We start from the raw sequence: 12,751 nt of genomic DNA, 5'->3' as shown, positions 1-12,751 counted from the left end.
GCGGCGTGCTCATCCGTCGCGCCGGCCCGGAGCCGGCTTCACCCGCATGCTCGCTTCCGTCATCGCCGCGGCATTCGTCGCGCTGTGGTCCACCGGCTTCATCGTCGCCCGTGCGATCAAGCCCTACGCCGATCCCAATCTCTATCTGCTCGCGCGCTTCGCAGGCACCGCGCTGCTCTACGCGGGCGTCGCGCTCGCCGCGCGCGCGCCCTGGCCGAAGGGGCGCGAGTGGGGCCGCCATCTGCTGGCGGGCGCGCTGCTGCAAGGGGTGTATCTCGGCGCGAGCTACTGGGTGGTCGCGCAGGGGCTGAACGCGGGCGTGATGGCGCTGCTGGGCGCGCTGCAGCCGCTCGCGACCGCCGCGCTGGCCGTGCCCTGTTTCGGCGAGAAGCTGCCGGCGCGCGGCTGGTTCGGCATGGCGCTCGGCCTGGCCGGCGTCGCGCTCGTGCTCGCGCCGAAGCTGGCCGGTGCCGCCCCCGGCTCCGCCGCGCCGGGGGCCGTGGCCGTCCCGCTGGTGGTCGCCGTCGCGGTACTCGCCGTGATCTCGATCACGGCCGGCTCGCTGTACCAGAAAAGCTCGCTCGCGCAGACCGACCTGCGCAGCGCCGTCGCCGTGCAGAACGTCGGCGCGGCGCTCGTCGCCGCCGCGTTCGCGCTGCTGCTGCACGAGACCCGCTGGATCGGCGCGCCCGCGCTATGGCTGTCGCTCGCGTGGGGCATCGCGATGCTGTCGGGCGTCGCGGTGACGCTCCTGATGTGGATGCTGCGCCGCGGCAATGCGGCGCGCGCGACGTCGCTGCTGTTCCTCGCGCCGCCGCTCGCCGCGCTGCAGGGTTACGTGCTGTTCGGCGAAACGCTCGCGCCCGTGCAACTGGCCGGATTCGCGGTCGCGCTGGCGGGTGTGGTGCTGGCCCGCAGCACCTGACGGCCGCCGCCGCGGAGGCGCAAATGCGCTTATGATGACGCGCTTGTTCCCGCCCCTCCCGGAGTCCGTTCATGTCTCACCCCGATTACGCCGCGCGCCAGCGTAAGATCGCCGCCGACCTGCAGGTCGCGCAGCATTTCGATGCTCACGAGGAGGCCGAGCGCCGGGTCGCGTTTCTCGCCGCCTACCTGCGCTCGACCGGCTTGCAGACCTACGTGCTGGGGATCAGCGGCGGCGTCGATTCGTCGACGGCCGGCCGGCTCGCTCAGCTCGCCGTCGAGCGGCTGCGCGCCGAAGGCTACGACGCGCGCTTCGTGGCGATGCGGCTGCCGTACGGCGTGCAGCGGGACGAAGACGATGCGCAGCGCTCGCTTGCGTTCGTCCGCGCCGACGAAACGCTGACGGTCGACGTGAAGCCCGCCGCCGACGCGATGCTCGCGGCGCTGGCGGCCGGCCAGCTGGGTTTCCGCGACGATGCGCAACAGGATTTCGTGCACGGCAACATCAAGGCGCGGCAGCGGATGATCGCGCAATACGCGGTAGCGGGCGCCCGCCGCGGCGTCGTGGTCGGCACCGACCACGCGGCGGAATCGCTGATGGGCTTCTTCACCAAATTCGGCGACGGCGGCGCCGACGTGCTGCCGCTCGCGGGCCTGAACAAGCGCCGCGTGCGCGCGGTCGCACGCGCGCTCGGCGGCGACGAAGCGCTCGTGATGAAAGTCCCGACCGCGGATCTGGAAGGCCTGCGTCCGCTCCTGCCGGACGAGCACGCGTACGGCATCAGCTACGACCAGATCGACGATTTCCTCGAAGGGAAGGCGGTCAGCGATCACGTCCACGAGACGGTGCTGCGGTTCTACGACGCGACCCGTCATAAGCGCGCGCTGCCGTACACGCTGTACGACTGGCCCGGACGGAACGGTTGAGCCGCGCGGGCGGCGGACGCCGTCCGCGAGACCGCGCCGGCGGGCGATAACGAGGCGGCTCGGACGGGCACCGGGCGCGATACGAGAGGTGTCCGGCGAGCGGCATCCGGCCCTGCGTCCCGCCCGAGCGAGGCGCTGCGCATGCCTCATCGTGGACCCTCGCCTGCCCGCCCGCGACGCGCCCGCCTCCACCGCGCCGTTCGCGTCCTGCCACCTTCGACCGTTCAGGAACCTCGTCGTGACCTACACCTTGTACTACTCGCCGGGGATGGCGAGCCTGGCCGTCCACTGGATGCTCATCGAACTCGACGTGCCGTTCGACGTGCGTCCGGTCGACCTCAAGGCCGGCGCCCAGCGCTCGGCCGACTATCTGCGGATGAATCCGTCGGGACGCGTGCCGACCCTGGTCGTGGACGGCGTACCGCACGGCGAATCCGCCGCGCTGCTGATGCTGCTCGCCGAGCGGCACCCGGAGGCCGGGCTGGCCCCATCGCCGGGCAGCCCCGCGCGCGCCGAATGGCTCGAACTGATGATCTACCTTGCGAACGGCTTGCTGCCGGCGATGCGCAACTGGTTCTACGCCGGCATCGACGGCGATCCGACCGGCGCCGACGCCGTGAAGGCGCTGGCCCGCGCCCAGATCGAAGCGGTCATGGAACGGCTCGATCGCCGGCTGGGCGACGGCCGCGCGTACCTGCTCGGCGAGCGCCCGAGCACCGCCGATTTTCTGGCGCTGATGCTCATGCGCTGGAGCCGCAGCATGCCGCGTCCCGCCACCACGTGGCCGCATCTCTTGCCTTACATCGAGCGGCTGCGCGCGCGGCCCGCATTCATCGAGCTGAACGCACGGGAAGGCCTGACCGAGTGGTTGAATCCGCCGGCTTGAGCGATGGCGTTCGCGAACCGCGGCGTGCCCGCCCGGGGTAGCCGGGCGCCCGTCGGGGCGGCCCGCCAGCGCACGCTCCGTTCGTCCGTCATCGGGGAGGTCCGCGATAAGGTGGACGACGGCGCATGATCGCCGCTGCGGCGCCGGCCCGGCAGCCGCATCGCCGGGCCGGCCACCGCGCGCCGTCCGCGTACGACTAGCCTTGCGCGTTGTCCCGCACTTCGTCGAGCGTCGCCTTGACGAGCGCACGGCTCATCCAGTTGACGACGCTGCGGAACTCGGCGTTGTCGAGCCCCCAGATGTCCTTCAGCACGACCATCGCCTCGGTGCCGTACACCAGCGACAGCGCCTGTGCGAGCCGCACCGCCGATTCCGGCGCAACCCCCTCGTCCTTCAGCGGTTCGACCGCCAGCGTCAGCAGACGCCGGCGATTGCCGCGCCGGTACCTGGGTTCGTCGGGCGCGCGCTGCGCGCGTTCGTTCGCCCACTGCAGCAGCGACACCTGCAGCGCCGCCCGCAGCGCGCCTTCGTGCTGCTCCATCCGCGGATAGGCGAAATCAAGCAGCTCGCGGACCCGCGCATCGGCCGACTGAGCGGTGGGCCGCCATTGCAGAACCGGCCCGAGAACCGTATCGACCACGGTGCTGACGAGCGCCGCCTGCGACGGAAAGTAGCGGTAGGCGGTCGCGCGCGATACGCCCGACGCGCTCGCGAGCTCGGTGATGGATGGAAACCACCCCTGCTCGAGCATCGTCAGCGCGGTGTTCAGCAGCAGATCCCGCGTCTGCAGGCGGGTATCGGACAAGGTTTCGGAAGGGGAAGCGGGAATAGCCATGGATACCGGTCGATTAAATGAGACGGACGTCTCACTTATGCTAAAGTGCGGTCAATCTGTAAAGAGGCACATCGTTCGACAGGGTTAGCTGGCGAAGGAGACCAAATGGTACCTCACCGTAAACGGGTATACGTTGCGGCAACGGTTGATACAAAAGGCGCAGAAGCGCAGTACTTGAAAGAGCGGATCGCTCGGACCGGGCTGGAAGCGATCGTCGTCGACCTGTCGACGCGTGCTCAGCCGGTCGCGGCCAACGTGAGCGCGGAGACCGTGGCCGATTGCCACCCGGACGGCAGGGGTGCCGTCCTGTGCGGCGACCGGGGTCGCGCGATCGCCGCGATGGCGGTCGCGTTCGAACGCTATATCGCGCGCCGCGACGACGTGGCCGCGTTGCTCGGCATCGGCGGATCGGGCGGCACCGCGTTGATCACACCTGCGATGCAGGCGCTGCCGATCGGCGTGCCGAAGCTGATGATCTCGACCATGGCATCGGGCGACGTGTCCCGTTATGTCGGATCGAGCGACATCGCGATGATGTATTCGGTCACCGATGTCGCGGGTCTCAACCGCATCTCGCTGCAGGTGCTCGCCAACGGCGCGCACATGATCGCCGGCGCGGTGCGCGACGCGCAGGCGTTGCCGGCCGACCTCAAGCCCGCGATCGGGCTGACCATGTTCGGTGTTACCACGCCCTGTATCCAGGCGGTCACCGCCCAGCTCGATTCACGCTTCGACTGCCTCGTGTTCCACGCGACCGGCAACGGCGGCCACGCGATGGAGAAGCTCGCGGACAGCGGCCTGCTCGGCGGCGTGCTCGACCTCACGACCACGGAAGTCTGCGACCTGCTGTTCGGCGGCGTGCTCGCCTGCGGCGAGGATCGCTTCGACGCGATCGCGCGCAGCAAGGTGCCGTATGTCGGCGCGTGCGGCGCGCTCGACATGGTGAATTTCGGCCACGTCTCCACGGTTCCGTCGCGTTACGCCGACCGCCTGTTTTACCCGCATAACCCTCAAGTCACGCTGATGCGCACCACGCCGGAGGAAAACCGGCAGATGGGGGTCTGGATCGGCAACAAGCTGAACGCCTGCGACGGACCGGTGCGCTTCCTGATCCCCGAAGGCGGCGTGTCGGCGCTCGATGCGCCGGGCCAGGCATTCTGGGATCCGCAAGCCGACCGCGCCCTGTTCGACGCGCTGGAAGCCACGGTCCGGCAGACCGCCGAGCGCAAGCTGATCCGCGTGCCCGCCAACATCAACGATCCGCGCTTCGTCGACACCGCGGTCGAAACCTTTTTGTCGCTTCTCTAGCGTCACCGGAACACACCATGCAGCAGCCGACCCGCCCAGCCGTTCTCGAGAAATTGCGCGCGATGATTGCGCGCGGCGAGCCGATCATCGGCGGCGGCGCCGGCACCGGCCTGTCCGCGAAATGCGAGGAAGCGGGCGGCATCGATCTGATCGTGATCTACAACTCGGGCCGCTACCGGATGGCCGGTCGCGGATCGCTGGCGGGACTGCTCGCCTACGGCAACGCGAACGAGATCGTGATGGACATGGCGCGCGAGGTGCTGCCGGTCGTCAAGTCGACGCCGGTGATCGCGGGCGTCAACGGCACCGATCCGTTCTGCAACTTCGACGTTTTCCTCGACGATCTGCAGCGAGTCGGCTTCGCCGGGGTCCAGAATTTCCCGACGGTCGGGCTGATCGACGGCAATTTCCGCGCGAATCTCGAGGAAACCGGCATGGGGTATGCGCTCGAAGTGGAGATGATCCGGCTCGCGCACGGCAAGGGACTGCTGACGACGCCGTACGTGTTCAGCGAGGCCGATGCGATCGCGATGACGGAAGCCGGCGCGGACATCGTCGTCGCTCATCTGGGCTTGACGACGGGCGGCCGGATCGGCGCGACCACCGCGCTGCGGCTCGAGGAGTGCGTGCCGCTCGTCAATCGCTGGGCCGCCGCCGCGAAATCGGTGCGCGACGATGTGATCGTGCTGTGCCACGGCGGCCCGATCGCATCGCCGGAAGATGCGGCGTTCATGCTGCAGTCGTGTCCGCAATGCAACGGCTTCTACGGCGCCAGCTCGATGGAACGGCTGCCGACCGAGGCCGCGCTGACCGAGACGACTCAACGCTTCAAGGCGATCACCCTGAGCAGCCCCACTTAATCCGCGGCGGCGGCGATCGGGCCATGCCCGTCGCCGCGCCAGTCAAGAAAAGGCAGAACCATGAAGCACACTTCATTTGCCAGCAGTGTCATCGATGCGCCGGTCGAGCGCGTCTGGCAATTTTTCGACGACTTCAACGGGCTTCAGGCATTTCATCCGGCCATTGTCGCGAGCCGGCTGGAACCGGGCGCCGGACCGCAGACGGTCGGTGCGCTGCGCTACCTGACCTTGCAGCGGGATGCCTTCGTGCGCGAGCGGCTGCTCAAGTTCGAGCCGGCGGATTTCGAGCTCGAGTATTCGATCGTCGAGACGTCGCTGCCGATGCGTAATTACATCGCGGGCGTGAAACTGGTTCCGGTCACGGACACCGGACGGACCTTCGCGCTGTGGTGGGCCGATTTCACGACGGAAGGCGCTGACCTGCGGGCGGTTGCCGCGTCGGTCAGCGAGGACGTATTCGCCGCGGGGCTGCGCGCGATCAGCACGCAGCTCAGGCAAGGCTGAAGCAGGAGCATGACCCCGGCGCAGCCGATACGAAATCGAGCGCGACCGGGTTGGCAGCGAAGAGACCACTCAGACAAGACGATCGGCGCCCGTCCCGCACGCGGACGGGCATGGCGGCAAACGGGCCGGCAGCCTCGCGCTGCACGGGACGGCCCGGGGAGCCTGCGGTATCCGTGTCCGGTTGGCGGAGGCGGGTAACGAGCACGATCAGGCGGCGACGGGCGCGAACGGCCCGCGCCCGCCACTGAACGCGGCAAGAAGCGCGAAGCACCGACGATGTTTCTCAGGTTCTGGCGATGGCCCTCGGAAGGCCAGAACCTTTTCGGCCGACCTCATGAGAGGTCGGCTTTTTTATTTCGACGCGCGTCTTGCTCGATGCCGCCTCATCATCACAGCCAGTTCGGTCTGCCACCCAACCGAGCCGGGCGAACGCCATCAGCGGGGGACTCGAATACAGTCGGCCGATTCGCGCATCCACTGAGCACGCAAAGAACGAAAAATATCGGAACAAGACAGGTACGGATCATTGATTCCCCGACCTTCTGTCCTCCTCGCGCGTCTCGCTCGGACTCTGCTCACGATCGGCACAATAGTCGCGCGTACCGAACTGGATCTGATAGAGCGTCCTGTTGCGCTGGATATCCCGCTCGTCGAGCGGGTACTGCGTGCGCCCGATCGGCGCCACGCCTCGTCGTCTCGCATCGACCAGTTCGCAGTACACCTGTTCACGTGTTTTCCGATCAAACAGTGAAGCATCACCGACTGCGATCGTCTTCGCAACGTCGGAGGCGAAAGCCGTCATCGAAAATGGGTAGCCACAAAGCATGAAGATGAAGATAGTTCGTTTCATTTTGAACAACATAAATATTCTGTACTGCGAAATTAAATTTCGACATTGCATCGATATTTTCAACTACCACATCTCCCTATGTTATCGGCAAGCGTCTGTCAGGCTGTCAATTAGCAAGAGCGTTCATCTGCCAGGCTTGCGCGGGCCAGTGTGCCTCGGTTCAGAATTCTTCTGGCCTCGCGCCAACCGGAGAGCAATGCGCCGTGAACCGTGCCGCTGTAATCCTCATGCGCTGCTTCACCGGCAAAGTACACGCGATCGCGAATCGGCTCGGCCAGCAGTCGGCGATCCCCTCGCCTGCTGCCCACGGCAGGGAATGAGTAGCTGCCTCGGGCGAACGGATCGGATGCCCATCGCGTGATGCGATGCCCGATCGGTTGCTGCGCGTGGGAACCATAGATGCTCGTCAAATGCGCCATCGCATCTCGGACAATCTCGTCGTCCGACATCCCCTCTATGCGGCGCGCGACATTGCCACCGTTAAGCGTGCAAAGGATCGGTGTATTGGTGACATGCTGCAACGCATACCAGTTGGCCCACATGCCGTGTTGAGTGCCTTGCTGTGAGATCACCTGAACGTCGTCCCAAAACACGCGTGGAAAGCGCAAGTAGAGGTTGTCGTAGACACCCATGCCCAGCCGATCGATCGCCCCTAGCTTATTCGCCGGCAATTCCGGGGTGAATTTGACTGCTCGGGATTTCAAGACGCCGAGTGGCAAAGTCACGATGACCTGATCCGCCCCGACGTGCCCGCGTTCTGAGATGCGATGGACGGACGAAGGAGCTCACGGACTGGTGCAGGTCAGGGTCGCGATTCTGAACGGGGAATTCTCGCCTCGTCACATTTCAGCACTCGGGAAAGCCGCCTCGCGTCACAGCAGATGCGCCGTGGCAGCGGCGTCAGGCCGGCACCGGTCAGTGAACAATTCCGGTAACGAAGCACCCACACTTTATAAAGAAGCCTGCTTAGATCGACCTCCCCAAGTTTTGCACGCTCTTGGTGACGGCTGGAAACCGATGGTCATGGTAGAGCGATTCGTCTTCTTCATCTCCCCATCCTGACAGAACCAGGCGTCAACGCGACAAAGCCCTCCCGGTTCCATTCGTCGTCATCCTGACCGACACAGGCATCATCGTGACAATGCCATCGTTTGCGGTCAAATACGTCCAATTCCGTATGCTGAGATGGTCAAATTCGACCAGAAAAATCCGCACTTCAAAAAATATTTCTTAAAATCAATGCCTTATTAATATGGCACGGTTATTGCACGCATTGCGATGGCAAGATATTTTTCTTGCGAACTCAACATTAAATTGGTGGATAATATGAGCACAATTCCTCATCTTGACATGAAATTAGCAACTCCTCCAGGTAGCAAAAATACAATTGAAGAAATGCTTGATAATTTCAAAAATAGCATTTCCGGCGGCACATTCTCTGGTGGAACTTTTACGTACGGATATGAAAATGATGAGCCATATCTTGCAGCAGTAGATATTGCCGAAACTGCCGCTTTAGCTGCGGTTGCCGTTATTCCTGGCGTTGGCTGGCTTGTTTCAGGGGTGATGGCTCTAGCATTTTCGTTTCTCAACGACCTCCTTAAGCAATCAGATAATAGCTATGTGAAGGTAATCAAGGAAATTGTTCATGAAGAAATTGATAAGAATAATTTATCTTTGATGAGTGCGGCAGTTTCTGGAATTTTTGATGCGCACAAGGATTTTGTCGTTTATGTTAATTCAGTGACTCCTCCATACGATAGCGAGATACAAGAAGAAATCATCTCCAAAGCTTCTGCATTGCGCCTAATAATACGCGCCCAGATGCCAACCTTATTAATAAAAGATACCGCTGATGATCAATATCAAGGATTGCCATTGTATTGCCTGGTTGCCAGCTTGTACCTGGATATATATCAAGATTTCTTGAAAAAGAAAAATTATTTGAATATGTCCGATGAGTCCTATAATGCAAATTTGAAGGAATACAATGAAGCACTGAGTGACATTCAAAGCAACATCAATAAAATTATTAATAAATGGATTTCCGACAACAAGTCAATATCATTTCTTAAAAGAAATAAATTTTTCAGAACACTATATCTTGGCGGGCTAGCGAAACTGTGCGGTTCCGTAAGAAAAGGCGTATTGCTTGAGTATGAAAAAAATGTAAATATTCGCAATTCAATGGAAATATTTCTTGCAGAAGCATATTACGATGACCATGGAAATTCAGATGATCGCGACGCGATGGTTAGAAGAGACATGGTGACGCGAGCATCTCCGTTGCTCAACATTGTTGGCTATGGTCATGAGCAAGATTACGCCAATCCCTCCGTTCTCCAAATTACGCAAAAATATTGCGACTCAAAATTTGTTGACAAAGAAATTTACTATGCAAGCTGCTGGGGGCGAGTGGATGATCGCAATCGCGACATCGATACAAATTTCACAAGCAACGCGGCTCAATCTAACGGCTACGACTCAACATTGAAATATGCAATCGATAAAGTTGAAGCCGCATATAATGGATGGGACAATGATGCAACAACATATCCACTTTATGCTTACAAATTTTCTGCAAAAGATGACGTCTATGATCTCGGGGATATTGATGCCAGCATGAGCGATCTCGTAAAAAAGGTCAAAGGATCGGCGTCAGGATATTTTGTTAGCGGGATGGTTGTTGATCACAATCCCCCAAATGGTAGCAACGCTTGTTCTGTGGATAGTGGCCCTTCCGTGGGCTACGCGGGGACGGTTTTCCGCCATTGGTCATCTTTCGAGCACATTCCGACTATTTCGAGGACCAACGGAGCCGAGTGCGATTTGAATTGTGGTTGGAATACAGACAATAAAATTATCGAGGCCACCCCCGATCCTTTGCTTGGGAAGAATTGTGTAAAAATACCGGCTCAATCAGAAATTAAATTTACCGTCAACTCTGATCTTCAACATGGGGATCATTATACAGTTATTTTATATTGCTCACTGTGCTCTTCGGAAGCAAATCCAGATTACAATAAATTTATTCTTAGCACGAAGAATTCATCAAACCAAGGTAACTATGAAGTTATAGATGGCCCAATTGGGATAACCGGCATTTACAAAATATTAAAATTCAAATACAACAATTCCATTGAAGAAGGCTTCGATGGGTTTTCTATAAAATACCCCGGAGATTATGATTGGTACTTCAGTACGGCAATAATTGTCCCAAACAATACATTGTAGATTCCACCGATTCTTGAGAAAGGCAGCACAATCTGCTGGCGAGCACGTTTTCCGCCCTGCCAGCAGATCAAGGGAAGCTGTTACTTGGCGCGCAGCTCCTATTTCTATCATCGGTCGCCCATACGGCTTGCCGACAAATATGCAGAAGCCCGTCGTACCGTTGCAGAGATCTTCGAGGACAATCATCGATCCTACGGCTATCGAGACCGTGACCGAAGACGATGAAACGCCGATCGTGCATTCCGATCGAGGTGGCCACTACCGTTGGCCAGGCTGGCTATCGCGGGTTGCAAAGGCTAATCCGGTTCGATCCATCTCGCGTAAAGCCTGCTCCCCAGACAACGCGGCCTGTGAGGGATTCTTCGGCAGGCTGAAGACCGAGATGTTCTATCCAGGAGACTAGCGTTCCACGACCATCGCGGAGTTCGTTGAGGTACCGAACGCCTACGTTCGCTGGTACACCCAGTGTTGAGACTCTCAAATTCCGCTAGCAACGGCCTTTCGCCAAGGCACTATGTCCCTCTCTTCCACATTGACCGAGCGCGAGATTGAGATCGCAAGCGCTGCCAGCTCCTTTCGTACACGCCGCTAGCGGGTTTCGTGACCATCGCTGGCAGAATTTGCGAACTCAACAGATGTCGAACACGTCCGCGTGTACGTCCGGCCGGCAACGCGCTATCGGCCGCTTCCCTCGGGAAGCTCAACCGGATAAGGCCGGCCGAAGTCGGCGGAACTGCTGACCGGCTCCCATGCGGCTGCCTCGGCAACCTGGTGCGTCGAATACGCCTGCGCCATCTTGACGGCCCCTGCCCCGAGCAACAGATGCGTCGGCAGTGCCGGCTGCTTGACTACCCGAACGAGGATTTCTCCCGCGCGCTTCGGATCGCCTGCCGACGCGACGCCGGAGGCCAGAATCCGCGCCAGTTCACCCACCGTCCGGTCATACTCGGCCGGGATATCCGGGATCTTCATCGAGGAGCCGGCCCAGTCCGTCGCGAAACCGCCCGGCTCGACCACCAGATACTTGATCCCGAACGGAGCGGTTTCGGCCTGGAGCACGCGCGTGAAACCATCCACCGCGAATTTCGCCGCTTGATACGAGCCGAGCCCGGCCGCCCCGCCCACGCGCCCGCCCACCGACGAGAACTGCACGACGATCCCGTGCCCTTGCGAGCGCAGGACGGGCAACGCCGCCTTCGACACGTTGTACACGCCCCAGAAGTTCGTCTCGAACTGCTTGCGGAAATCTTCCTCGCTCGTCGTTTCGATCGGGGATACGTTCGCGTAGCCCGCGTTGTTGACCACGACATCCAGCCTGCCGAAATGGCCGACGCTCGCCTGAACGGCTTTGACGGCGGCCGCCGGATCGGTAACATCGAGCGCAACGGGAAACACGCGATCGCCGAAACGTGCAACCAGGTCGGCGAGCTGGTCGGGCCGGCGGGCCGTAGCGACCACGGAATCGCCGGCCTCCAGGGCCGCCGTGGCAAGCGCATGCCCGAAACCACGGGATGAACCGGTGATGAACCAGACTTGAGAACTCATTTTCAGACCTCTTCCGAAATGGGAATGTCCTGCTGCCAGCGAGACATTCCAGCACAGACTCGCCGCTAACACAACGATGTTTCGTTAATATTCGTCACATGAAAACCGCCCCGATGTTCCAGCGCGCGCGCAGCCAGGAGGCCAAACAGCTGCGCGTCGCCGAGATCCTCCAGACCGCGTCTACGCTCGGTACCGAGCGCGGCGTGGGCAATGTGTCGCTGACCGACATCGCCGATGCCGTCGGGATGCACAAATCGGCGTTGCTCCGTTACTTCGAGACCCGCGAGCAAATCTTCCTGATCCTCACCGCATCGGCCTGGAGCGAATGGGCAGAAGATGTGACCGCCCGCCTCGGGCGGCTACGCGCACCGTCGCCCGCCTCCGTGGCGAATGCGCTCGCAAGATCGCTGCGCGCGAGGCCGTTTTTCTGCGATCTGGTTGCGCATGCGGCACTCAGCCTCGAGCGCAATGTCTCGCTGGATGCCGTGCGCACGTTCAAATCCGCCGCGCTGGATGCGACGTACACGATCGCCGCCCAACTGCGGGACGGCGTTTCGATCACGCAGCAGCAAGCCGTCGACGTCGTCGCGACGGCAACCGGCATGGCCGCCGCGCTGTGGCAGATCGCGACGCCTTCCCCAGAAGTACGGCAGCTATACCGCACGGATTCGAGGCTCAGCCACGTGACAAGCGACATTGCGCCACGACTTGCGCGCATTCTGGAAAGCCTCCTGATCGGCTTCGTCGCCACGAATACGACCGAGGCGTGACTTTCGGCAGCGCGAAGCTGCGAATCGGCGCCTTTTCCGCACTGCCCTGTTGATGTCCGCGCAGCACTGACCGCGGGGGGATGCGGACCAAATCTTGGACTACTTTGG

At 61.3% G+C, this 12,751-nt stretch carries 11 protein-coding genes and 2 pseudogenes; 9 read left to right on the top strand and 4 right to left on the bottom strand.

Features of this window, described 5'->3' with window-relative positions; translation table 11 throughout:
- Nucleotides 1–46: 46 nt before the first annotated feature.
- The 3 genes from RZR99_RS26055 (at nt 47) to RZR99_RS26045 (ending at nt 2,737) form a co-directional block, all read left to right on the top strand.
- Complete coding sequence (locus RZR99_RS26055) at nt 47–925, top strand: DMT family transporter (protein WP_323122659.1); 879 nt, start codon at nt 47–49, stop codon at nt 923–925.
- A gap of 71 nt (nt 926–996) precedes the next feature.
- Nucleotides 997–1,851 carry an ammonia-dependent NAD(+) synthetase gene (gene nadE, locus RZR99_RS26050; RefSeq protein ID WP_323122658.1) on the top strand — a complete coding sequence of 285 codons (855 nt, stop codon included), beginning with the start codon at nt 997–999 and terminating at the stop codon, nt 1,849–1,851.
- Nucleotides 1,852–2,089: 238 nt separating this feature from the next.
- Nucleotides 2,090–2,737, top strand: a complete 648-nt coding sequence (locus tag RZR99_RS26045; RefSeq protein ID WP_323122657.1) for a glutathione S-transferase family protein — start codon at nt 2,090–2,092, stop codon at nt 2,735–2,737.
- A gap of 18 nt (nt 2,738–2,755) precedes the next feature.
- On the opposite strand, the pseudogene RZR99_RS26040 reads toward RZR99_RS26045, so the two are convergent.
- Nucleotides 2,756–3,572: pseudogene (locus RZR99_RS26040) on the bottom strand (TetR/AcrR family transcriptional regulator); the annotation flags it as partial.
- Nucleotides 3,573–3,677: 105 nt separating this feature from the next.
- Here RZR99_RS26040 and RZR99_RS26035 point away from each other — a divergent pair.
- The 3 genes from RZR99_RS26035 to RZR99_RS26025 are packed head-to-tail and all read left to right on the top strand — an operon-like array spanning nt 3,678 to nt 6,244.
- On the top strand, nt 3,678–4,880 hold the full coding sequence (locus RZR99_RS26035) for a Tm-1-like ATP-binding domain-containing protein (RefSeq protein WP_323122656.1): 1,203 nt from the start codon (nt 3,678–3,680) through the stop codon (nt 4,878–4,880).
- Nucleotides 4,881–4,897: 17 nt separating this feature from the next.
- A complete protein-coding gene (locus tag RZR99_RS26030) occupies nt 4,898–5,740 on the top strand; it encodes a phosphoenolpyruvate hydrolase family protein (RefSeq protein ID WP_323122655.1) in 843 nt (280 codons plus the stop codon).
- A 60-nt stretch (nt 5,741–5,800) separates the two neighbouring features.
- Nucleotides 5,801–6,244: an SRPBCC family protein gene (locus RZR99_RS26025; RefSeq protein WP_323122654.1), complete on the top strand. Its 444-nt coding sequence runs from the start codon at nt 5,801–5,803 to the stop codon at nt 6,242–6,244.
- A gap of 523 nt (nt 6,245–6,767) precedes the next feature.
- Here RZR99_RS26025 and RZR99_RS26020 read toward each other — a convergent pair.
- Nucleotides 6,768–7,094 (bottom strand): DUF4148 domain-containing protein, encoded by a 327-nt coding sequence (locus RZR99_RS26020; RefSeq protein WP_323122653.1) that lies wholly within the window; start codon nt 7,092–7,094, stop codon nt 6,768–6,770.
- A gap of 110 nt (nt 7,095–7,204) precedes the next feature.
- The gene (locus RZR99_RS26015) at nt 7,205–7,858 is read right to left on the bottom strand and encodes a flavin monoamine oxidase family protein (RefSeq protein WP_323122698.1); all 654 of its coding nucleotides are present in this window, start codon (nt 7,856–7,858) and stop codon (nt 7,205–7,207) included.
- A 562-nt stretch (nt 7,859–8,420) separates the two neighbouring features.
- Here RZR99_RS26015 and RZR99_RS26010 point away from each other — a divergent pair.
- Together RZR99_RS26010 and RZR99_RS33380 are read left to right on the top strand one after the other, a co-directional pair.
- The gene (locus RZR99_RS26010) at nt 8,421–10,328 is read left to right on the top strand and encodes an insecticidal delta-endotoxin Cry8Ea1 family protein (protein ID WP_323122652.1); all 1,908 of its coding nucleotides are present in this window, start codon (nt 8,421–8,423) and stop codon (nt 10,326–10,328) included.
- A gap of 84 nt (nt 10,329–10,412) precedes the next feature.
- Nucleotides 10,413–10,794, top strand: a pseudogene (locus tag RZR99_RS33380) (IS3 family transposase); the annotation flags it as partial.
- A 209-nt stretch (nt 10,795–11,003) separates the two neighbouring features.
- On the opposite strand, the gene RZR99_RS26000 reads toward RZR99_RS33380, so the two are convergent.
- Entirely contained in the window at nt 11,004–11,873 is an 870-nt protein-coding gene (locus RZR99_RS26000; RefSeq protein WP_323122651.1) for an SDR family NAD(P)-dependent oxidoreductase, read from the bottom strand.
- A 98-nt stretch (nt 11,874–11,971) separates the two neighbouring features.
- On the opposite strand from RZR99_RS26000, the gene RZR99_RS25995 reads away from it, so the two are divergent.
- Nucleotides 11,972–12,643 (top strand): TetR/AcrR family transcriptional regulator, encoded by a 672-nt coding sequence (locus RZR99_RS25995; protein ID WP_323122650.1) that lies wholly within the window; start codon nt 11,972–11,974, stop codon nt 12,641–12,643.
- The last annotated feature ends 108 nt before the right edge of the window (nt 12,644–12,751 follow it).

This window comes from Burkholderia alba, assembly GCF_034721475.1.
GTDB lineage: Bacteria > Pseudomonadota > Gammaproteobacteria > Burkholderiales > Burkholderiaceae > Burkholderia > Burkholderia alba.
Note: the sequence above shows the minus strand (reverse complement) of the source record. Positions and strands in the feature narration are given on the sequence as shown.